Source organism: Streptomyces sp. NPDC050759 (assembly GCF_044456945.1).
Classification (GTDB): Bacteria; Actinomycetota; Actinomycetes; order Streptomycetales; family Streptomycetaceae; genus Streptomyces.
On record NZ_JBITGI010000004.1, the window covers coordinates 233,573 to 254,910 of the forward strand.

The 21,338-nt window shown below is 71.1% G+C and carries 15 protein-coding genes and 1 tRNA gene; 1 reads left to right on the top strand and 15 read right to left on the bottom strand.

Annotated features, from left to right (window positions below; all coding sequences use genetic code 11):
* Positions 1-121 precede the first annotated feature (121 nt).
* The 10 genes from ACIBJB_RS14580 to ACIBJB_RS14625 form a co-directional block, all read right to left on the bottom strand.
* A complete protein-coding gene (locus ACIBJB_RS14580) occupies positions 122-2,086 on the bottom strand; it encodes an alginate lyase family protein (RefSeq protein ID WP_398930260.1) in 1,965 nt (654 codons plus the stop codon).
* On the bottom strand, positions 2,086-4,254 hold the full coding sequence (locus ACIBJB_RS14585; protein WP_398930262.1) for a bi-domain-containing oxidoreductase: 2,169 nt from the start codon (positions 4,252-4,254) through the stop codon (positions 2,086-2,088). The genes ACIBJB_RS14580 and ACIBJB_RS14585 overlap by 1 nt, the downstream gene beginning before the upstream one ends.
* Before the next feature lie 25 nt (positions 4,255-4,279).
* Positions 4,280-6,208 (bottom strand): asparagine synthase (glutamine-hydrolyzing), encoded by a 1,929-nt coding sequence (gene asnB, locus ACIBJB_RS14590; protein ID WP_398930264.1) that lies wholly within the window; start codon positions 6,206-6,208, stop codon positions 4,280-4,282.
* A gap of 3 nt (positions 6,209-6,211) precedes the next feature.
* A complete protein-coding gene (locus ACIBJB_RS14595; RefSeq protein ID WP_398930266.1) occupies positions 6,212-7,729 on the bottom strand; it encodes a Wzz/FepE/Etk N-terminal domain-containing protein in 1,518 nt (505 codons plus the stop codon).
* A complete protein-coding gene (locus ACIBJB_RS14600; RefSeq protein ID WP_398930268.1) occupies positions 7,726-9,093 on the bottom strand; it encodes a Wzz/FepE/Etk N-terminal domain-containing protein in 1,368 nt (455 codons plus the stop codon). The genes ACIBJB_RS14595 and ACIBJB_RS14600 overlap by 4 nt, the downstream gene beginning before the upstream one ends.
* Positions 9,090-10,370, bottom strand: a complete 1,281-nt coding sequence (locus tag ACIBJB_RS14605) for a glycosyltransferase family 4 protein (RefSeq protein ID WP_398930270.1) — start codon at positions 10,368-10,370, stop codon at positions 9,090-9,092. The genes ACIBJB_RS14600 and ACIBJB_RS14605 overlap by 4 nt, the downstream gene beginning before the upstream one ends.
* Positions 10,360-11,676, bottom strand: coding sequence for a nucleotide sugar dehydrogenase (locus ACIBJB_RS14610; RefSeq protein WP_398930272.1), 1,317 nt, complete (start codon positions 11,674-11,676; stop codon positions 10,360-10,362). Before ACIBJB_RS14610 ends, ACIBJB_RS14605 begins: the two co-directional genes overlap by 11 nt.
* 82 nt (positions 11,677-11,758) lie before the next feature.
* Positions 11,759-13,237: a sugar transferase gene (locus ACIBJB_RS14615; protein ID WP_398930274.1), complete on the bottom strand. Its 1,479-nt coding sequence runs from the start codon at positions 13,235-13,237 to the stop codon at positions 11,759-11,761.
* 704 nt (positions 13,238-13,941) lie between these two features.
* A tRNA-Pro gene (locus ACIBJB_RS14620) sits at positions 13,942-14,015 on the bottom strand.
* An 81-nt stretch (positions 14,016-14,096) separates the two neighbouring features.
* Complete coding sequence (locus ACIBJB_RS14625; protein ID WP_398930276.1) at positions 14,097-15,524, bottom strand: MFS transporter; 1,428 nt, start codon at positions 15,522-15,524, stop codon at positions 14,097-14,099.
* A gap of 176 nt (positions 15,525-15,700) precedes the next feature.
* On the opposite strand from ACIBJB_RS14625, the gene ACIBJB_RS14630 reads away from it, so the two are divergent.
* Positions 15,701-16,297, top strand: a complete 597-nt coding sequence (locus ACIBJB_RS14630) for a TetR/AcrR family transcriptional regulator (protein ID WP_398930278.1) — start codon at positions 15,701-15,703, stop codon at positions 16,295-16,297.
* 102 nt (positions 16,298-16,399) lie between these two features.
* Here ACIBJB_RS14630 and ACIBJB_RS14635 read toward each other — a convergent pair whose 3' ends face one another.
* The 5 genes from ACIBJB_RS14635 to ACIBJB_RS14655 all read right to left on the bottom strand — a co-directional run bounded on the left by ACIBJB_RS14635 (position 16,400) and on the right by ACIBJB_RS14655 (position 21,331).
* Entirely contained in the window at positions 16,400-17,725 is a 1,326-nt protein-coding gene (locus ACIBJB_RS14635; RefSeq protein WP_398930281.1) for an MFS transporter, read from the bottom strand.
* 126 nt (positions 17,726-17,851) lie between these two features.
* Complete coding sequence (locus tag ACIBJB_RS14640) at positions 17,852-18,802, bottom strand: catechol 2,3-dioxygenase (RefSeq protein WP_398930283.1); 951 nt, start codon at positions 18,800-18,802, stop codon at positions 17,852-17,854.
* Positions 18,802-19,884 (bottom strand): 4-oxalomesaconate tautomerase, encoded by a 1,083-nt coding sequence (locus ACIBJB_RS14645; RefSeq protein ID WP_398930285.1) that lies wholly within the window; start codon positions 19,882-19,884, stop codon positions 18,802-18,804. The genes ACIBJB_RS14640 and ACIBJB_RS14645 overlap by 1 nt, the downstream gene beginning before the upstream one ends.
* The gene (locus tag ACIBJB_RS14650; protein ID WP_398930287.1) at positions 19,881-20,585 is read right to left on the bottom strand and encodes a 4-carboxy-4-hydroxy-2-oxoadipate aldolase/oxaloacetate decarboxylase; all 705 of its coding nucleotides are present in this window, start codon (positions 20,583-20,585) and stop codon (positions 19,881-19,883) included. Before ACIBJB_RS14650 ends, ACIBJB_RS14645 begins: the two co-directional genes overlap by 4 nt.
* Positions 20,582-21,331, bottom strand: a complete 750-nt coding sequence (locus ACIBJB_RS14655) for a PIG-L deacetylase family protein (protein WP_398930289.1) — start codon at positions 21,329-21,331, stop codon at positions 20,582-20,584. The genes ACIBJB_RS14650 and ACIBJB_RS14655 overlap by 4 nt, the downstream gene beginning before the upstream one ends.
* Positions 21,332-21,338 lie beyond the last annotated feature (7 nt).

Here is a 21,338-nt window from a genome sequence, read left to right on the forward strand (position 1 = left end):
CAGCTCCCGGCACGCACCCTCGCCGTACCGGCCGAAGACCCGAGCAGCGACTTCCCGTCGAGGGCCTTCGTCCGGTACCCCGAAGGCACGCACCGGACACCGCGGGCATGGCAGGTGACTTTCACGACACCTCCAAGCCGCGGAACACGAGCACGGTGGTGAAGCCCTCCGTGCCGTCGGCGAACCCGGTGCCGACGAGCGTCGTCGAGGGTTCCTTGCGCCCGAATCCGGCGGAGTACCAGCCGAGCGGCGGGTCGGTCTCGCCGCGATGGGCCCGCCAGGACAGCTGCCCGGGCAGGTCGAGCACCGCGGAGCGTCCTTCGCCGTCCACGATCCAGGTGAGCACTGCCCTGTTGCCCACCAGGTCCGCGGCGATCGCCGGACCGAGGTGGAACGCGAGGCGTACGTCCCGGCGCGGGCCGCGCACTTCGTCGACCACCTTCAACTCCTGGCTCTCAGCGCTCAGTTCCACCGTGCGGCGGTGCACGGAGCCCTGATAACCGTCGTGCTCGGCACACCAGCGGGCCGTTGCCGCGTCGGAGGTGCCGGACGTGTCCGCGGCCAGGACGCGGCTCTCGGCATGCCGGGTCCACAGGAACGGGCCGCCGGAGACGGACTGGTCACCGCCGTCCAGCTGCAGGGTGTTGTGGCCGAGGGTCGAACGGAAGTACTGCCGCCACTCGGGCTGCCCGTGGTAGCAGAACGTCCCCGGGTCGGCGAGCACGTCGACGCCGTCGTGCCGGACCTCCACGGACAGCGCGTCCGCGTGGGCGTGCGCGGCGATGGACAGGAAGCCGTGCGGACCGCCGTCGCAGCGGCACCAGATCTCCTGCGGACCGCGCAGGATGGTCATGCCGGCGTCGGCGAAGTGGGCCGGCCGGCTCTCCGGGCGGGCCACCGCCGGTGCGCCGGGCTTGATCAGCGCGGCCAGCAGCGGGGTGCGCACATCGGTGCCGGTCACCGTCGGCCACCAGGCGAGCCGGCCGAACACGGCGTCCCCGGTGGCCAGCAGCGAGGCCCAGCGGTCGGTGTCCGGCCCGTCCACGACCAGACCGTGTCCGTCGTCCGCGTCTCCCTGGCGCGGCGGCCGCAGCCGGTTGTCCACGACGGCCGCGAGCGCGTCGGTCATCCGCAGCAGTACGAGCCGGACGGTCGGGGGGACCGGCACGCGGGCGGCGTCCGCCTCGGCCACCGCGGCCAGGCCCAGCTCCAGGACGAGTCCGTGGTATTCGGTGGCCAGCTCGCGATTGAGGCCGGAGAGGTAGGTGTTGCCACGCAGATGCCGCTCCAGCGACCGCAGCGCGCCGGCCCGCCAACGCTCCGACGAGGGGAACCAGTCGAACGCGCAGGCCGCTGCGAACTGCCCGGCGGTCTCGGCGATGACGTGGTTGTTCGCCGAAGAGCCCCGGCTGGGGAAGGCGGCCAGCCAGCGCTGGTGGTGCCAGATCTGGTTCAGCGCCACCTGGTTGCCCTCGAACAGGCCGGCCGCGCCGGGCCAGCCGTCGAGCAAGCGACGGATCCACACCCAGGACAGCAGTCGGATGCCCAGCTCGATGCCGCTGATCCAGTGCACGCCGCGCAGGGGTGGGTTGGCCTCCCACCACGACCGCAGGTGCTCGGCCACGCGCTCGGCGTACCGCTCGTCCTCGGTGACCGCGTAAGCGGCGGCGAGCACGGTGAGGTACTGGTGCCGGGACGGCTCCCAGATCTGCTTGATGTCCCCGACCGCGTCCTCGTTCCGGTACGGCACGTCGAAGGCGTAGCCCGAGGGAGCCCGGCGCCCGGTCTTCGGGTCGCACCACCAGTCCGGGTCGGTCATGTCGTCGCGGACCACCCCGAAGTACTCGGCGTGCCCGTCCATGAGCCGGTCCGCCTCGGCGATGAGACGTTTCGCGGCGTCCGGAGGTACCGCGGCGATCGTCCCGGCGGGCAGGACCGCGGTGAACCGGGCGCCGGTCACGCTCGGGCAGTCGGGCGGCGCCGACCGCCACCGCCGCCTGCGCACCGCGTCGCCCACCCGGCCGCCGACCTCCCGCGGCCCCATACGGGACAGCCGCCGCAGGTACCAGCCCGCGCTCATCGTCATTACGCCCTCGCCAAGGTCACCGGCGCGCCGCCGGCCAGGCCGGCCTGCACGGCGAGGGTGGCGGCCGTGGTGGCGACCAGGGACTCCAGCGGCACCGGCATCGGCCCGCCGGTCCGCACGGCCTTGATGAACGCGGCCAGTTCGGCGTTCTGGCCCTTGTCCCGGGCCTTGGGCAGCCGTGAACTGACCCACTTCTTGCGGCCGTAGACCGAGGCCCGGACGAAGTCGTCGAGCCGCAGCACCTTGCCGTCCGCGACCAGGTCCAGCGTCTCCTTGGGGAAGCCGGCCGCGCCGGTGGTGACGTAACTGATGGTGGCGGTGGACCCGTCCGGGTAGCTCAGCAGGACCTGCAGGTCCTCGTTGCCGGACGGGGCGACCGCGTACACCGATACCGGATCGGCGTCGAGCAGCCAGCTCGCCGTGTCGATGAAGTGTCCGCCCTCACCGGCGAACCGTGAGCCCTCGGTGCCCTGTTGGAGGTACCAGCTGCCGTGCTGCAGCCGGCCCGCGTTGACCAGGTAGCGCAGGCTCGCCGGGCCGGTGCGGGTGCCGAACTGCTGCCTGGCCTCGTGCAGCAGGGGGGCGAACCGGCGGTTGAAGCCCACCTGCAGCCGGTCGTTGCCGGACTCCTCCACCGCCGCGAGCACACCGGCCAGCTCGTCCTCGGTGAGCGCCAGGGGCTTCTCGACGAACACCGTCTTGCCGGCGAGGAGCGCCTTCCGGGTCAGGTCGGCGTGCGAGCTGTGCCGCGTCACCACGAACACCGCGTCGATGGACTTGTCGCCGAGCACGGCGTCGAGGTCGGTGGTCGCTTCGGCGAAGCCGAACTTCCGCTGCGCGTTGGCCGCGGACAACGCCGTCGTGGTGACGACGGTCGACAACTCGACGCCGTCGCGCTGTGCCAGGTGCGGCAGCAGCATCGACGTGGCGTAGTTCCCGGCGCCGACGAACGCCAGCTTCACCTGCGTCCGGGTGGCCCGGGCCGGACTCGGCTTCACCTTCACCGCGGGCACGGCCACCGCCGGAGATTCCGCTTCCACCCCTTGTTCGGGGTACCGGAACAGCGCGGTGATGGCCTTCAGGTCGCCGTCCTTCAGGCGCTGATAGGTCTCGACGGCGTCGTCGAAGTCGGCGACGTGGGAGATCAGGGGCTCCACGTCGACCTTGCCGCGGGCGGCGAGGTCGAGGAAGCACGCCAGGTTGCGGCGCTCGGTCCAGCGCACGTAACCGATCGGGTAGTCCCGACCCTCCAGTTCGTACGCCGGGTCGTAGCGCCCGGGGCCGTAGCTGCGGGAGAACCGGACGTCGAGCTCCTTCTCGTAGTACGCGTTCCACGGCAGGTCCAGGCGGCACTTGCCGATGTCGACGACCCGGCCGCGGTCCCGGCAGAGCCGGGCGGCCAGCTCGACGGGCTGGTTGCTGCCACCGCCGGCGGCCAGGTACACCTGGTCCACGCCGTGACCGCCGGTGAGCTCGGCGACGGCGGCCTCCACGGCCGCGGACTCGGGATCGCCGCAGGCCGCGGCGCCCAGGCGCTCGGCCAGCTCACAGCGCGACGGGTCGGGGTCGACCCCGACGACGCGGACTCCCGAGGCGGTCAGGAGCTGCACCACCAGCTGCCCGATCAGCCCGAGGCCGATGACCAGCGCCACCTCGCCCAGCTGCGGTTCGCCCTGGCGGACGCCCTGCATCGCGATCGACCCTACGGTGCCGAAGGCGGCGTGCCGCGGCGCGAGGCCGTCCGGCACCGGGGCGTAGAGGTTCTTCGGCACCCAGTTCAGCTCGGCGTGCAGGGCGTGCTCGTTGCCGGCGCAGGCCACGAGGTCGCCGACCTTCACGTCGTCGACGCCGGCGCCGACCTCCTCGACCACCCCGCACAGCGAGTAGCCCAGCGGCGTGTAGGAGTCCAGCTTGCCCATCACCTTGCGGTACGTGGCGGGCACCCCGTTGGTGGCCACGCTCTGCATGACCTTGGCCACCTGGTCAGGGCGGGAGCGGGCCTTGCCCAGCATCGACATGCCGGCCTCGGACACCTTCATGAGCTCGGTCCCGGTCGAGATCAGCGAGTAGACGCTGCGGACCAGCACACCGCCCGGCTTGCATCCCGGCACCGGCACGTCGAGCACCGCCAGCTCGCCGCTCTTGTAGTTCTGAACAACCTGTTTCACCCGAGCTCCTCTTGTTTCCACGCCGTCAGGCCGCTTGGCTCTGGCCGGAGCCAGAGGTCGCGTCGCGATACCAGTACTCGAGCGTCAGCACATGCCACAGATGCTTGGAGAAGTCCTGCTGCCCCGCGGCGTCCTCGGCGACCATCCGCGCCAGCGCGTCGCGGCGCAGGATCCCGGAGTTGACGAGCACGCCGTCGTTCACCACCTCGCGCACCAGCGGGGCCAGATCGCGGCTCATCCAGGCCCGCAGCGGGGCGCTGAACAGGCCCTTGGGCCGGTACACGATCTCCCGGGGCAGGATCGAGGTGGCCGCCTCCTTGAGGACCGCCTTGCCCTGCCGTCCGACGATCTTGCGGTCGCCGGGCACGGCGAACGCCGCCTTGACCACCTCGACGTCCACGTACGGCACCCGCACCTCGGTCGAGGCGGCCATGCTGGAGCGGTCCGTGTAGGCGAGGTTCAGGCCCGGCAGGAACATCCGGGCGTCGCCCAGACACATGCGGTTGACGAAGTCGTCGAGGTCGTTGTCCTGGTAGATGTCCGCGTGCTCGGTCAGCACGTCGTCGACCGTCCCGGCCAGGTCCGGGTCGACCAGGGCGAGCAGCTCGTCCTGGTCGTACATGGTGTAGCTGCGCCGGAACGCGGTCTCCTCCGGCAGATCGGCGAAGGACAGGAACCGCTTCGCGAAGCGCACCGACCGGAACCCCCGGCGACTCGTGGCGACCGGGAGCCGGTCCACGGCCGCGGACACCCCGCGCCGCAGGGGCCGGGGCACGCGCTGGTAGCGCAGTGCGAGCAGGTTGGCCAGGTGCTTGCGGTACCCGGCGAACAGCTCGTCGGCACCCATCCCGGAGAGCATCACCTTGACCCCGGCCTCCCGGGCGGCCGAGCAGATCAGGAACGTGTTGATCGCGGCGGGGTCGCCGATCGGCTCGTCCAGGTGGTGCGTCATCTTCGGCAGCAGGTCGAGCACGTTCGGGGCGATCTCGATCTCGTGCAGGTCGACGCCGAACTGCTCGGCCACCTGCCGGGCATAGCGCAGGTCGTCCGGCATCGCCTCGAACTTGGCGTCCTCGGCGCGGAACCCGATCGTGTAGGCGGAGATCCCGGGATGGTCGCGGGCCGCCAGCGCGGTCAGATAGCTGGAGTCGAGACCGCCGGAGAGGAAGGTCGCCACGGGTACGTCGGAGAGCAGGTGGCGCCGGGTCGACTCCTCGACGACGGCGGCGATGTCCGGCTGCTCACCGGCCCGGGCCCGCTCCTGGCCCTCGGCGGCGACGTCCTTCAGGTTCCAGTACTGGCCGCGCTCCACCCGGCCGTCGGGGCGGCACCTGAGCCAGCTCCCCGGCGGCAGTTTCTCCGCTTCGCGGAACGCGCACCGTGAGTCCGGCACCCAGTAGTACAGCAGCGAGGCCACCAGCGCCGCGTGGTCCACCTCCAGCGTCCCGCCGGTCGCGGCGGCGAGCGCCTTGAGTTCGGAGGCGAACACCAGGCCCGTACCGCGCCGGAGCAGGAACAGCGGCTTGATGCCCAACTGGTCGCGGGCGAGCACCAGTTCACCGGTTCGCTCGTCGAAGATCCCGAAGGCGAACATGCCGCGCAGCCGGGGCAGGCAGTCCGTGCCCCAGCGCCGCCAGGCCTCCAGGAGCACCTCGGTGTCGGAGGTACCGCGGAAGCGCACCCCGGCGGCCGCCAGCTCGGCACGCAGCTCGGGCGCGTTGTAGAGCTCGCCGTTGTAGGTCAGGGCGAGGCCGTCCGAGACCATCGGCTGGGCGCCGGTCTCGGACAGGTCGATGATGGCCAGCCGACGGTGCCCGAGCTGGACCTCGCCGTCACCGGCGGGGTGGCCGTACCGGCCCGCCCCGTCCGGACCGCGGTGGGCGAGGGTGTCGGTGAGCCGGTCGGTCACGGCCTTCCCGTCCGGCCAGCGGTACGTACCTGCGATGCCACACATGTCCTACCGCGCTTCCTGGTCGTTGTCCTGGCCCTGTGCGGCCCACACCGGCTCCCGCTCCAACCGCCGCCGGCCCGTCCCGTTCTGCCGGGCCGGCCGCTCGCTCCGGCCGCGCAGCGCGGTGTGCAGGCCGTCCCACAGCGTGCCGTCGGTCCGGTCACGCGGATCCGGGTCGATCAGCACCACACCGATCACCGGGATGCGCTGGTCCGCGAGCTGCCGCGCCACGGTGTGCAGCCATGCGGCGGTGCCGTGCCCGGCCCGCACGACGAGCACGGTCTGGGTGCCGAGGTACTGCAGGTCGGTCCACGCCGTGCCGGGCGCCACCGAGCCGACGCCGAGCCGGCGCTCCTGGGGCGGCACGGCCGCGGCGCGCTCGCCGCTGACCACGGTGGGGTCTCCCGGCTTCGGGCGGTGCTGCGCGAGGTGCGGATCGGGCAGACCGTCGACGATGACGACGGGCCCCTCCGCGGTCATCGCCCTGGCGAGGTCCAGGGCGATCACGCTCGCGTTGCGCGCACAGCCCAGTTCCAGCAGCGACACCGGTTCCGCGGAGCCGCGCACGGTGCGGGCGAGGGTCGCGGTGAGCCGTTCGCGTGTCGCCCGGGTCCGTCGGCGCCGCCACAGCCTGCCCGACCGCAGGGGCAGCTCCGCGATGACCGAGGCGCCCAGGTTCGCCGCGATGTCCCGGCGCAGCACGGGGCGGTCCGTCACCACAACGCCGACCGCGGCCAGCGCGAGCCCGAGGACGAGCCCGAGGACGAGCCCGATCGCGGCATCGGTGGCGGCCGCCTTGGGCAGGGAGTGCCGCACCGCGCGCGGTGCGTCCACGATCTGGGTGCCGGCGATGACGTTGGGCGTGCCGATGCGTGCCTCCGCGGCACGCTGGTCGAAGTCGGAGATGCGCGAGTTGAGTTCGGCGCGGCGGGCGAAGAGCGACTCGAGGCTCGCCGACGCCTGCGGGTCGCTCTCCGGCGAGTCCCCGATCTCCTTGTTGATCTTGGCCAGTTCGCTCCGCATGCGGTTTTCCTGGTCGACCAGGGCCTTGGCCTCGGCCTTCGCGGTGTCCCGCACCCGCTTCACATGGTCCGCGACGAACGCGTCGGCCAGCGCCTTGGCCCGGGCCACCGCCTCCGCCTCGCTGTCGCCCGTCGCAGTGATCTCCATCAGGTTGTTGCTGAGGCCGGTGCCCCGGTAGTCCCGCATGAAGTCCTCCGGCTTTTCCGGGGACTTGAGGGACTTCAGGGCCGATGCGGCGATCCGCGTGGTCCCCAGCAGCTGGACATCGGTGTTGATCAGCGTTCCGGGGTCGTTCGGCTGGTCCTGCTCGTGCGCGACCAGCACCTTGGTCACCGCGGTCGGCGGCGGCGGCATCAGGACCGCCACCGCCGCGCCGGCCAGCAGTCCGAGCAGCGCCATGGCTGACCACAGGCGGCGGCGCCTGCGCACCGCCACCACCAGCGACTGCAGGTCGATGAGCGGAGTGGCAGCCGACGACTCCGAAGCCGTACTTGTCGTCACGCCGAACCTCCCGTCGCGTGGCCGGGCATCGCGAGCGCCAGGGTGGCGTCGTCCGGAAGCTGGCCGGCCGAGCGCGTGGGGCGGGCCTGGACCATGCCGGCCACGACGACGCCGACGACCTCGTGCCTGCCGTCCGCGCACGCCTCGGCGATGCCGGCGAGCTCCTCCGCGGTCCAGCTGCCCGCGCTGAGAACGACCACGGCACCGGACTCGTTGACTCGGTCCGGCACCGTCGGCCGGTCCACCGAGACCTCCACCATCCGCAGCTGCGGATCGCTCTTGGCCTCGGCGACGAGCTGTCCGGCGGCCCGGCGGGCGATCTCGTCACCGTCCGGTACGACGACCAGCAGCCGCCGGGGGTTCGGCAGCTGTTCCCTGAGGCGAGCGCACACCCGCCGGTAACGGATCCGTCTGTCGGCCTCGTCGCCGGACCGCTGCGGAACGGGGAGGTCCCACCGGGTGTCGACGCCGAGGAATCGGCGGATCCAGGCCCGCGGGCCCCTGCCTTCCCTCCGTTGCGCGCCCCGTTCACCCGGCACGTCCACGGTGCCGAGGACCGCCGAGCCCAGCGCCGCGGCGATCTCCGGTTCGGTGCGCAGCCGGCGGTTCATCCGGGCGGCAACGAGATGGCCGATGACCGCGAACAGAAAGAACAGCAGTGCCCCGCCCGCGATGAGCTGCACCCTCGTCGGGGGCTCCTCGCCGGTCGGCCGGGGTGCCGGGCCCATGACGACCATGCCGGCCTTGTCGGTCGCCGGGTCGGCCTGGTCCAGCTTCTGCATGGCGTCCTCCAGCGAGCTGCGCAGGCTCTCGAGCGCCGTGCGGGCCTGCACGCTCTCCACGGACTGCCCCGGATCTGCCTCCTTGGCCAGGTCGCTGATGCGGCGGTTGGTCTCCTCCACCTGCTTGCGCAGCGCCTCGGTTCCCGTGGCCGCCGCGGAGCCGGTGCTGCCGCCCGAGACCCGCGCGGCGAACGTGACGAACTGCTGGGCCACCTCGTCGGAAAGCTGCTGCGCGCGCTTCGGGGTGTCGGCCGTACCCGAGATCTTGATGATGTTCCCGTCGGAGGCCTTGGCGCTCACGCGATCCCGCAGATCGGTGCCGCTGACGCCGCTCCAGTCGAGAGCGGTGGCCGCCTTGTCCACCACCGTCGAACTGGTCGCGACATCCACCTGGGTGAGCAGCGCGCGCTCCTCCCACTGCCCCGGCAACAGGACCGATGCCGACGCCGTGTACCGCGGTGGGAACAGCACGGAGGTGCCGTAGCCGACGAGCGCGCCCACCATGGCGAGGGTGACGAGAAGGCGCCACCGCCGACGGAGCATCCGCCCGATCGTGACCAGACGAATCGTGTCCTCGTTCAACGCCCCGGCCTCTTCCTTGTCCGGACCGCCTTGCCGGCCGCCACCGCAGTGCGGTCACCGCAGGCAGCGGCGTAGGCGGCGAGCAGCGAGGCTTGCGAATTGCGCCAGGAGAGCGGACCGCTGACCCGCTCCTGACCGATCTCGCCCATCTCGGCCCGCTTCTGCGGATCGTCGAGCAGCACCGTGATGAGCTTGGCGAACTCGGCCTCGTCGTTGGCAGGCGCGTAGACGGCGGCGTCACCGGCGGAGACGCGCGCCTCCTTCAGGTCGAACGAGACGATCGGCCGGCCCATCGCCATGTACTCCAGGACCTTGTTCATGGTCGACACGTCGTTGAGCGGATTGCGCGGGTCGGGAGAGAGGCACACGTCCGCGGTGGACAGGTAGCGCACCAGATCGGCGTCCGGAACGCGCCCGGTGAACTCCACCTGCTCGGAGAGCCCGAGCCGCCGGGACAGTTCCACCATCGCGTCGAAGGCGTCGCCGGCGCCGACGAAGACCGCGTGCCAGTCGGTCCGCCCGAACTCGTCACGCAGCTTCGCGAGGGCGCGCAGGGCGTAGTCGACACCGTCCTGCGGGCCCATGACCCCGAGATAGCACAGCAGATGAGGCTTGCCGCGCTTCAACTCCGGCTCTGGCGGCACCGGTTGGAACCGCTCGATCGCGGGTGCGCTGCGCACCACGAAAACGTCCTCAGGGCGCCGGCCGCCACGGCGCATCGCGACGTCCCGGTAGCTCTCGTTCGTGGCGAGGACGATGTCCGCGGCCCGGTAGGTCCGCCGCTCCAGCGCGCACACGGCGCGGTAGAGCAGGTCCTCACCGCGGTCGAACCGGGAGAGGTACAGCTCCGGTACCAGGTCGTGCTGGTCGAAGACGAACCGCGCGCCGCGCCGCTTCATCCACAGTGCCGGCAGGAACAGCAGGTCGGGCGGGTTGCAGGCGTGGACCACGTCTACGGGTCCGACCTTGCGGGCCAGCCGGACCGTGTGCCACAGCGCCGATCCGTACTCCCGCAGGTAACCGGCCGGTCCTCCGGTGGCCGCGCGCAACGGGTAGCGATGGATGCGGACCCCGTCGATCTCCGCCTCCGGCTCCGTGTCCCGCTTCTCCCCCTGAGGGCAGATGACGTGCACCGTCCAGCCCGCGTCACGCAGCGTCGTGCACTCCTGCCACACCCGCCGGTCGAACGGCACCGACAGGTTCTCCACCAGGATCAGCGCGCGTCGGTTCGACCCGTCGCCGCCGGCTGTGTCGTCAAACGACGTGTTACCAAGCAAGGCCTATGTACCCCGGTTCGGTCCGACGCCTGTCGGCGTCGGGAAGATGGATGAGGTCGACGATCACCGGGCCGTCGCCATGGGGCAGCGCCGACAGGACGGCCGGGTCCTTGGTCCCGACCAGGCACACCTCGGCGTGCTCGAGCACCTCGTCGACGGAGTTCGCCAGCAGCTGCGCCAGGTGCGGCAGCCGGGTCTCGATGTACTCGCGGTTCGCACCGATCAGCCGGGACAGGCTCACGTTGGCGTCGTAGATCTTGAGGTCGTACCCCTTGCCGAAGAGCCTCTCCGCCAGCTCGACGAGCGGGCTCTCGCGGAGGTCGTCGGTGCCGGGTTTGAAGGACAGCCCGAACATTCCCACCCGGCGCTTGCCGGTGCGCTCGACCAGCTCCACCGCGCGCTGCAGATGTGCGGCGTTGGAGGGCAGCACGTGGGCCAGGATGGGCACCGAGATGTCGGCCCGCTGTGCCGCGTGGACCAGGCTGCGCAGGTCCTTGGGCAGGCAGGAGCCGCCGAAGGCGAAGCCGGGCCGCAGGTAGGCGGGGCTGATGTTCAGCTTGCGGTCGGCCAGGAAGACGTCCATCACCTGGTGCGAGTCCACCCCGAGCGCCTGGCACACCGCGCCCAGCTCGTTCGCGAAGCCGATCTTGAGGCCGTGGAACGCGTTGTCCGCGTACTTGATCGCCTCGGCCGTGGGGACCGGCACCCGGAACACCTCGCCGGGCAGGCCGTCGTAGAGGGCCAGCACCGCGTCGCCGCTCGCCGCGTCGAGCTCGCCGATCACGGTCTTGGGCGGGTCGAAGAAGTCCCGCACGCTCGTGCCCTCGCGCAGGAACTCCGGGTTGACCGCGACCCCTACGTCCACGCCGGCCGTGCCGCCGACGTACTTCTCCAGGATCGGTACCAGCAGGTTCAGGCAGGTGCCCGGGAGCATGGTGCTGCGGAACACGACGGTGTGACGCCCGCCCCGTTCGGCGAGTGCGGCGCCGATCTCCTCGGTGACCCGCTCCAAGTAGGTGGTGCACAGGCTGCCGTTGGGCTCCGAGGGCGTGCCCACGCAGACCAGCGACACCTCGCTGTCCATGATCGCCTCACGGACGTCGGCGGTGGCGCGCAGCGCTCCGGTCCGCACGACCTCGCTGATGAGCTCGCCGATCCGTTCCTCGACCACCGGGGCCTTGCCGTCGTTGACCAGGTCGACCTTCACCTGGTTCACGTCGACGCCGATGACCTCGTGACCCATGCTGGCCAGGCACGCGGCCGAAACACAGCCCACATAGCCGAGCCCGAAAACGCTGACCTTCATGACGCGTCCCCTCCCCCAGGCAGGCCCTTGTGGCCTGCGGTTGGCGCCCCGACGGGACGGTTGAGCAGCAGTCCCTCGCGCATCAGTACGCCCCCTGCCCGTGCAGCACCGCACGCAGCGTCTTCCACAAGATCACTGTGTCCAGGGCCAGCGACCAGTCCTCCACGTAGCGCAGGTCGAGGCGGACCGCCTCCTCCCACGGCAGGTCACTGCGTCCGCTGATCTGCCACAGGCCGGTGAGCCCGGGCTTGACCAGCAGCCGCCGCCGGATGTCCGGGTCGTACGCGGCGCACTCCTCCGGCAGCGGAGGCCGCGGACCGACGAGCGACATCGATCCGGTCAATACGTTGAACAGTTGCGGGAGTTCGTCGAGCGAGTACCGGCGCAGCACCGATCCCACCCGGGTCACCCGCGGATCCCGGCGGAGCTTGAACAGCAGCCCCGCGCCCTCGTTGCGGTCGGCCAGTTCGGCACGTGCCCCGTCAGCCCCGGGGACCATGGTGCGGAACTTGAGAATGGTGAACTCGCGGCCGTCCTTGCCGACCCTGCGCTGGCGGTAGAACACCCCGCCCCGGCTGTCCGCCAGCACGAGCAGCGCGACGAGCACCATCAGTGGCGCGAACAGCATCAGCAGGATCGCCGAGCCCACCCGGTCGACGACCCCTTTGATCGCCCGGCGCCCCCCGGTGAAGGTCGGCATGCTGACCCGCAGGAGCGGGATCCCCAGTACCGCGTCGACGTGCAGTCGCGGGCCGGCGACCTCCATCAGCACGGGGGCCACGACCATCTCGGCATCGCTGCCCTCGAGGTTCCAGGCCAGCCGCTGCAGGCGGTGCGGTGACCAGTGCGGGTCGGGTGTGACCGCGACGACACGGTAGCCGTCGTGGTGGACGTGCTTGGCGACGTCCTCCAGCCGGCCGACGACCGGCACTCCGTCCAGTTCGTCACCGTCGACTCCGAGACCGTCCGTCGTGCACACCCCGTCCACCCGCCAGCCGAGATGCGGGAACTTTCGGGTGCGGGCGATCAGGTCGCGCACGGTGGCCGGGCTCCCGGCGGCGAGCACCGGTCTCAGGCACTGTCCTTCCTTGCGCTGTCTGTGCAGCCTGAGGCGGAGGACATACCGCGCGGTCATGGTGACCAGCGCGATAGCGGGGATCGCGACGAAGATCCAGAGTTTGATGTTGCGTGAGGTGAGGGCTATCCCGCCGAGCGCCAGCACGACGGTCGCCGCGAACAGCGAGCGCCCCAGCCGGCGGAATTCCTCGGCACCCTGGCCGAGCACGGCCGGAGCCCACGCCCGGCCCACCGCAAGCGCTCCCAGCACCAGCAGCTCGGTGCCGACGGCGAGTATCCCCCATTTCTCGTGCCAGTTGGCCGCGTCCCGGACCCCGAAGAAGTTGCCGATCCCCTCCACCACGAAGGCGGTGGTGATGGTGTCGCTCATGATCACGGTACGGCGGTACCGCTGTTCCCAGTCGTTCGCCGACTGGCTGATCGCCCCATTCGCCAGACGCTCGCGCGCCGACGGATAGGGGCGGACTATTCCCCCCTGCCGCACAGAAACCCCCCGGTCCCCAGTGGTACGACGTGGTTGCCAAACACGGTTCCCTCCCCTGGGAGGCCCCCGCCTCCCGCATGTTCCTGCCCTCGCAGGGCCCCCCGCCCCGCGCCGCGCTGTTCCTCTCCCGGGAGGCACCGCCCCCCGCGCATGACATGCCGGATACATCAGCGCTAGTTGAGCAACTCACCCTGGAGGCGGCAGACTTGCATGTCCTGCCGGCCTCTCGAGTTGCGCGGGAACCCACCGAAACCCCGAATGCCCCCGCACCCGAAGCCCCCCCTCGAGCTCCAAGAACTGATCACCCCCGAGCCTGGCGCCGAGACGTTTCTGCTCTGTCCGCAGCGCAAGACCCATAGATCACTATTTGTCGCCTCGTGTCCCAGCATGGGCAGCAAGGTCAATCTAGACCATGGACCCCCGTCTGCAGAGGGGGATGTGTGGAATATGTGCTTACGATTTGGAGATGGGACAATCGAGCCATCACCACAGCAGGTGATTCGGCCACGAAGGCGGGCCTCGTGACCTGCGATGACGGAAGTTTCGGGAATCCGCGGGACGGGTTGGCGGCACCGCTGGACGGACCGTTCAACTCGCCTCAGCGGGGGGCCTCGTGGACAGCCGCGTGCCGGCGGCCGAAGGCCTGACCCGACGCATACGAAAAGGGCCCCCGCAGGCTCCCGCCTGCGAAGACCCTTCGACCGTCGGGACGACAGGATTTGAACCTGCGACCCCTTGACCCCCAGTCAAGTGCGCTACCAAGCTGCGCCACGTCCCGGCCGCGTCTCCCACGGATGTTCCGTGTGATCGCGCAGGTAGACCCTACCTCACACGCACGGCCGGACCGACTGGCAGCAGGTCAGCCGCGGGTGGCGACCGGCTCGCGAAGCTCCGTGGTCCCGGTGACGACCCGGCGCCCGGCCCGCCGTACCGGAACCAGCAGGGCCGCCAGCGCCGCCGCCAGGCACAGCACCGCCAGCAGGGTGAAGCCGTGGGTGTAGCCGTACTCGTACGGCAGTCCCGAGGGCTGCAGACGGCCCGTGACCAGGACGCTGGTGACGGCCGCGCCGATGGAGCCGCCGATGGTGCGGATGTTGGCGTTCATGCCGGTGGCGGCGCCGGTCTGGTCGGCCGGGACGCTGCCCACGATCAGGTTGGCCATGGAGGCGAAGGCGAGCCCGATGCCGAGGCCGAACAGGCCTGCGACGACGGCGATCTGCCACTGCTCGTCGTGCCAGAGGGCGAGGAAGCCGCACGCCACCGCGCCCAGCGCGGCACCGGTCACCAAAAGGGCCTTGGCGCCGACGACGGGCTCCAGACGGCCACTGAGCACACCGGAGAAGAACATCGCCACCAGCATCGGCAGCATGAGCAGCCCGGCGGCGGTGACGCTCGCACCGAAGCCGTACCCCGCCGACGACGGCGTCTGGACGAAGCCCGGCAGGAAGGACCAGATCGAGTACATCCCGGCACCGAAGAGCAGCGCCGCGGCGTTGGTGGTCCAGACGGCGGGCAGGCGCATCACCTTCAGGTCGATCAGCGGGCTGCGGGAGCGGGCCTCCGAGTACAGCCACAGCGCGAACAGCACGACGGCCGCGCCGAACAGACCGAGCACCCGGGCCGAGCCCCAGCCCCACGTGCCCGCCTGGCTGAGCGGCAGCAGCAGCGCGACCAGCCACGCGGACAGCAGGGCGGCACCGAGCCAATTGACGTTGCCCTGCGCCCTGTTGGGCGACTCGGGCACATACCGTACGGCGATGAGCGTGGCGGCGATCACGATGGCGACCGGGATCCAGAACAGCCAGCGGTAGTCGAGCGCGGTCACGATGGGACCGGCCGCGACCATGCCGACGCCACCGCCGGCGGCGATCACGGCGGAGAGGTTGCTGATGGAGCCGCTCACCTCGGACGCGGCGAACTCGTCCCGGATGATGCCGAAGGACAGCGGGAAGAGGGCGCCGCCGACACCCTGGACGACCCGGGCGACGATGAGGACGCCGATGCTCGGCGCGAGCGCGGCGAGGAGACAGCCGACCGCCACGGTCACGAGGACGGCGACGAGCGTGCGCTTCTTGCCGATCAGGTCGCCGACGCGGCCGAGGATCGGCGTGAAGACCGAGGCGGACAGCAGATACGCGGTCATCACCCAGGTAGCGGTGGACTGCGAGGTGTGCAACGCGTGCTGGACGGTCGGCAGGGCCGGCGCGATCAGCGACTGGAGCATGGAGAACACGCCGGCACCGGTCGCGAGGACCGCGAAGGTGAGACGGGTGGACTTGCGGGGCATGGAGAGCCTCTCCGAACACAGAGTGCGGCCGGAGCCTCGTGGGAAGCGGTCGCGGAAAGGACGATGGAGGTACCTCGACTGCTAAAGTGGAGGTACGCCTCCACTCTAGCGGAGGCACTCCTCCGCTTCAACCCGTACCGGAGGTGCACCTCCGTTTCATCTCCCGGGAGGCAGCTGTGACAGCCCCGTCGTCGTTCCCCGTCACCGAGATCGTCGCGTCCCGCCGACCGCACCGGAAGGACGCCGCCCGCAACTACGACGCCCTGCTGGCCGCCGCCCGCGAGGCGTTCGCGGAGCACGGGGCGGAGGCCTCCCTGGAGGACATCGCGCGCCGGGCGGGCGTGGGCATCGGCACGCTGTACCGGAACTTCCCCACCCGCCGCCATCTCTTCGAGACGGTCTACGCGGACGAGGTGAACACCCTGGTGCAGGTCGCTCAGGACCTCGCCGACCAGGAGCCCTGGCAGGCCCTCACGGCCTGGCTCGACCGGTTCGCGGGCTACATGGTGACCAAGCGGGCCGTCCGCGAGGCCCTCAACGACGAGTCGGAGATCTTCGCGGCCTGCCGGGAGTCGATGTACGCGGCGGGCGGGCCGCTGTTCGAGCGGGCGCAGGAGGCGGGCCAGGCACGGCGGGACATGGACTTCGTGGACCTGTTGCGCATGGTCGCCGGCATCACGGCGACGGCCTTCGACGACGAGGTCCAGCGCGATCGGGTGTTGTCGATCGCGCTGGACGGGGTGCGAGCGGTGCCTGGAGCGGACGGCGCCTAGGGACTCGGGCCTGTCTCGCCGTTTGCGGGTGCGGGTGGTGGGGGCCGGTCGAGCAGTTCCCCGCGCCCCTGGGCAGGTGAGAGGACTCCTGGTGCACAGGCGTCAGTGCGCGGCGACCAGTTCCCGCTCGCTGTCCGTGGCCGTCCGCCGGGAGCTGCGCAGGGCGGCGGTGCCGATGAAGACCATAGACGACAGGCCGGCGATGGCGAAGGCGGTGAAGCCCCAGTCGCCGTTGCCCGAGGCGAGGAGCCGGCCGCCGAGCCACGGACCGAAGACGGCGCCGAAGCGACCCATGCCGGAGGTCCAGCCGACCGCGGTGCCACGGTGGTCCGCGTCGGAGCGGATCGAGACCGTCGCGTAGATCATCGTCTGGGCACTGTTCAGGAAGACGCCCGTGAAGAAGACGACGATCATCGTCACGGTCATGTCCATGTGGATACTCAGCAGGAAGACACCGGCGGCGGTGAGCGCGAACCAGAGCGCGGAGATGCGCGGGGCGCCGAAGCAGTCGGCGGCCCGGCCCGCGACCAGCATGCCCACGATGCCGCCCAGGTTGAAGACGACCACGAAGGACAGGGCGGAGCCCAGCGCGTAGCCCTCGGCCCGCATGAGGGTGGGCAGCCAGGTGGCGACGCCGTAGACGAGGAGCAGACCGCCGAAGGAGGCCACCCAATAAAGCAGGGTCTGGATCCACTCGTCGCCGCGGAAGAGGTTCGCCAGGTTGGTCCAGCGGTCACCGGCGCCGCGGGTCCTGGCGGCCGGCACCTCGACGTCGTACCGCTCGGCCAGCGCCCTGGCCTCCTCGCCGCGGCCCTTGGCGACCAGGAAGCTCAGTGACTCGGGCAGCAGCTTCGCCAGCACCGGGGCGAAGAGCAGCGGGAGCACGCAGACCCAGAAGGCGGCACGCCAGCCGACCGGGTCGATGAGCCACTTGGCGACGTAGGCGGAGAGGATGCCGCCCGCGTGGTGGGCCGTCATCAGCAGGCCGATGACGAGGGCGCCGCGGCCGCGCGGGGCGTAGTCCGAGACCATGCTGATCGCGGTCGGCAGCAGGCCGCCGAGGCCGACGCCCGCCAGGGTCCGGCCGAGGCCGAAGACCGTGACGCTGTCCGCCAGCGCGCACACGCCGGAGGCCAGCGAGAAGAGGGTCACGCAGGAGACCATCAGCTTCTTGCGCCCGATCCGGTCGGCGATCGTGCCGGCGGCGAGGGCGCCGACCAGCATGCCGAAGGTGGCGTAGCTGCCGAGGTCGCCGGCCTGGTCCGCGGTGAGGCCGAAGGTGCTGGTCTCCAGCAGGTGCGGCAGCACCGAGCCGTAGATGAACATGTCGAGACCGTCGAAGAGCACGGCCAGCCAGCACAGGCCGACGACCAGGAGGGCCAGTCGGCTGCCGCGGGCGGACCGGAGCGGGGAGGGGGAGGAAGACATCGTTGGTTGCCTCTCGTACGTGGTGCGCCAGACGCTAAGGAGCCACCCAGGAGACGTCAACACTTTTGTCAACAATCTCATCGACAATCAATCCGGTGACGTCGATGCGGGGTGGCTCCGAACGCCTCAGCCGACCGGCGGCGTCCCGTGCGTGTGGAACGACGCGATGGTCTGCAGCCCCCAGGCCTGCCCCTTCTTCCGCTCCTCCTCGGTCCAGGTGACCAGCGGCCAGTCCGGCGCCAGCACCAGCCGGGTGAGCGGGTTGCACAGCTCGATGCGGTTGCCGCCGGGCTCGTAGACGTACAGGAAGAACGTCTGCTGAATGGCGTGCTTATGGGGGCCCGTCTCGATGAACACGCCGGTGTCGATGGCGAGATCGGCCGCCCGCAGGATGTCCTCGCGGGTGTCGGTCGCGAAGGCGATGTGGTGCAGCCGCCCCTCGCTGCCGGTCCAGTCCGAGGTGTAGACGACGTCGTACGACTTGTTCGTGTACGTCAGCCAGCGCGCCGCGATCTTCCCGCTGTCCAGCCGGATCTGCTCGGTGGGCCGGGCGCCGAGGACGTGTTGCTGGAACTCGGCGTTGGCGAGCACGTCGGCGGCGAGGAAGTTGATGTGGTCCAACCGCCGTACGCCCACTCCCCTGTTGGGCTTGGCCTGCGGCTGGTTCTTCAGCGCCGGCCGGAGTTCCTCGGGGGCCTGGTAGTACTCGCTCTCCCAGTAGAGGGCGTGCTCGTGGCCGTCCGGGTCGGTGGTGACGTAGAGCTTGCCGAGACCGGGTTCGTCCTCGACCCATGTGCCGGTGCTGCCCGCGTCCTCAACTGCCTTGATACGGCGGTGAAGTGCCTCCTCGCTCGACGTGCGCAGGGCGAGCCGGCCGAGGCCGGGCCGGTCGCGGGCGGTGAGCACCAGGCTGTGGTGCTCGTAGTCGTCGTAGGTCCGCAGGTAGAACGTGTCACCGTCCTGGCCGTTGACCGTCAGGCCCAGGTAGTCGGTGAAGAAGGCGACGCTGGCGTCCAGGTCCGGGGTGAAGAGCTGGGTGTGGCCGATGTGGGCGATGTCGCCGAGCGGCGGAGTCATCAGTGACCTCCTGTGGGTCGGTCGGCGGCCCGGGGGAAGACGGTGCCGTCGAAGATCTTGCGGGCCGTACGGACCACGGCGGTGCGCCGGGCGGAGGGCCGGCCGTCGGGGGTGGCGGCCAGGCTGCTCTCGATGTCCAGGAATCCCGTGGGGTGTTCTATGCGGACGCGGTCGCTCCCGGGATCGATCGCCGCGAGGCCGGCGCCCACACCGCCCTCGATCCGCAGGCCCGCGGCCACACTGGCCGCGCCCAGGACGCCGATGGAGGTGTGGCAGCGCACCGGGATGAAGGTGCGGGTGGTGACCGCGCCGCCGTCGCGCGGCGGGGCGAGCAGCGTGACCTTGGGGACGGTGGCGTCGGACACGTCCCCGAGGCCCATCAGGCGGCCCGCCGCCAGACGGATCGTACGGAGGCGGTCGGCCAGGGCCACGTCCTCCTCCAGGTCACGGGGCCGCTCGTAGCCGGTGACCTTGAGGGAGGTCGCCGCGATCAGGACGGTCGGCATGCCGTTGTTCACGCAGGTCACCTCGACGCCGTCGATGACGTCGACGGCGTTGCCGGTGGGCAGCAACTCCCCGGCGCCCGGCGGGAACTCGATCACCACGGGCGCGGCCGTCCCCGGCACGCCCGAGATCTCGGCGTCCCCCGTGTACCGCACCCGGCCCCCGGGGGTCGGGAAGGTCGCTGTCGCGTGGTCGCCGGTGTTGACCATGCGGATCCGGACGGAGGTCTCCTGCTCCCCCGCCGGGACGAGTCCGCGTTCGACGGCGAACGGGCCGACGCCGGCGAGGATGTTCCCGCAGTTCTGACGGTCGCTCACCTCGGACCGGTCGACGACGACTTGGAGGAAGAGGTAGTCGACGTCTGCCTCCGGGTCGGCGGACGGGGAGATCACGGCGACTTTGCTGGTGAGCGGGTGCGCGCCGCCCAGGCCGTCGATCTGCCGTTCGTCCGGGCTGCCCATGATCCGCAGCAACAGGTCGTCGCGCAGGGCGGGTTCGGCGGGCAGGTCGTCGGCGAGGAAGTAGGCGCCCTTGGACGTGCCGCCCCGCATCAGCAGGCAGGGCACCCCGTCGGTCACGGCCGCTCCCCCTCGTACTCCTCGTACGTCCGGTACTCCACGCCGAGCCTCTGCAGCGTCTCCCGCAACCCGTAGCGGTCCAGGCCGAGTTGGCCTTCGACGAAGGCGGCGCGGGTGGCGGCCTCCTTGGCCTCGCGGGCCTCGGACCTCTCGATGGTCCCGCGGGCACGCTCGCGGGGGACGACCACGACACCGTCGTCATCGGCGAGGATCACGTCGCCCGGGCGGATCACCTGGCCGTCGATGGCGATCGGCACGTTGACCGAGCCGCCCGTGGCCTTGACCGTGCCCTGCGAGGAGACCGCGCGGGACCAGGCGGCGAAGCCCATGTCGCGCAGCTCCTGGGTGTCCCGGATGCCCGTGTTGGTGACGACCCCGCGCACCCCGCGCCGCTGCAGAGCGGTCGCGAACAGCTCGCCGAACAGACCGTCCGTGCACGGCGAGGTGGTGGTGACGACGAGGAGGTCGCCCTCGCCGCACTGTTCGACGGCCGCGTGGATCATGAGGTTGTCGCCGGGCCAGCCGAGCACGGTGACGGCCGTGCCCGCGACGCGTACGCCCTGTTGGACGGGGCGGATTGCCGGGCCCAGCAGGCCCGTTCGGCCCATGGCCTCGCTCACGGTGGCCACGCCGTACCGCGCGAGCGCGTCGACGTCCTTCAGGTCCGCCTTCGGAGGGTTGGTGACGATCACGCCGCTCATGCCAGCTCCTTCGCGATCTGCGGGTAGGGGCGCATGTACGCCTCGGCCATGGTCTTGTGGGCCAGACCCAGGTTCGGGCCCGCGTTGCGCTTGAGCTGGACGCCCCGGCGGACGGCGAGGTCGGTGTAGTAGTCCCACAGGTGCTGCTGGGCGCCGAGGCACTCCATGGCCTTGCGTTTGGTCTCCCAGACCTCGGTGATGTCGAGGAGCACCTCGGGCCTGAAGCCGCTCATCTCGGGCTGGTGGGGCTCGAAGTAGAAGACCGGCGGGGCGCCGATGATCTCGCCCTCGCCCGGGTAGCCGATGGCCTGCGCCAGGACCCGGGCCTCCAGGGCCATCCGGTTGGCGGCCGGGTGGTCGCCGTTGTACGGGTCCTCGACGGGGTGGGTGAGCACCACGTCGGGCTGGACGGCCCGGTAGACCCCGACGAGCCTGTCGGTCAACTCGGCGGTGGCGACCAGCGGGTAGTCACCGGCGTCGAAGAAACGCACCTCGGCACCGAGGGTCGCGGCGGCGCGCTCCGCCTCGTCCCGGCGTATCGCCTTGATCTCGTCGAGTTTCCTGCCCTCGCGCCAGGCCTTGGCGGACTCCCCGCGTTCACCGAAGGTCAGACAGGCGATGGTGACCTTCTCGCCCCGGGAGGCTGCCAGGGCGATGGCTCCGCCCGCCCGCCACACGAAGTCCCCGGCATGCGCGGTGATCACCAGTGTCGAACGTGGGCCGGCGGGCGCGCCTGACTGCGTCATTACGGAC

Excerpts from the sequence above, each read along its gene's own strand:
- ACIBJB_RS14580 (WP_398930260.1), bottom strand. The coding sequence starts at position 2,086 with ATGACGATGAGCGCGGGCTGGTACCTGCGGCGGCTGTCCCGTATGGGG.
- asnB (WP_398930264.1), bottom strand. The coding sequence starts at position 6,208 with ATGTGTGGCATCGCAGGTACGTACCGCTGGCCGGACGGGAAGGCCGTG.
- ACIBJB_RS14610 (WP_398930272.1), bottom strand. The coding sequence starts at position 11,676 with ATGAAGGTCAGCGTTTTCGGGCTCGGCTATGTGGGCTGTGTTTCGGCC.
- ACIBJB_RS14625 (WP_398930276.1), bottom strand. The coding sequence starts at position 15,524 with ATGCCCCGCAAGTCCACCCGTCTCACCTTCGCGGTCCTCGCGACCGGT.
- ACIBJB_RS14635 (WP_398930281.1), bottom strand. The coding sequence starts at position 17,725 with ATGTCTTCCTCCCCCTCCCCGCTCCGGTCCGCCCGCGGCAGCCGACTG.
- ACIBJB_RS14640 (WP_398930283.1), bottom strand. The coding sequence starts at position 18,802 with ATGACTCCGCCGCTCGGCGACATCGCCCACATCGGCCACACCCAGCTC.
- ACIBJB_RS14650 (WP_398930287.1), bottom strand. The coding sequence starts at position 20,585 with ATGAGCGGCGTGATCGTCACCAACCCTCCGAAGGCGGACCTGAAGGAC.
- ACIBJB_RS14655 (WP_398930289.1), bottom strand. The coding sequence starts at position 21,331 with ATGACGCAGTCAGGCGCGCCCGCCGGCCCACGTTCGACACTGGTGATC.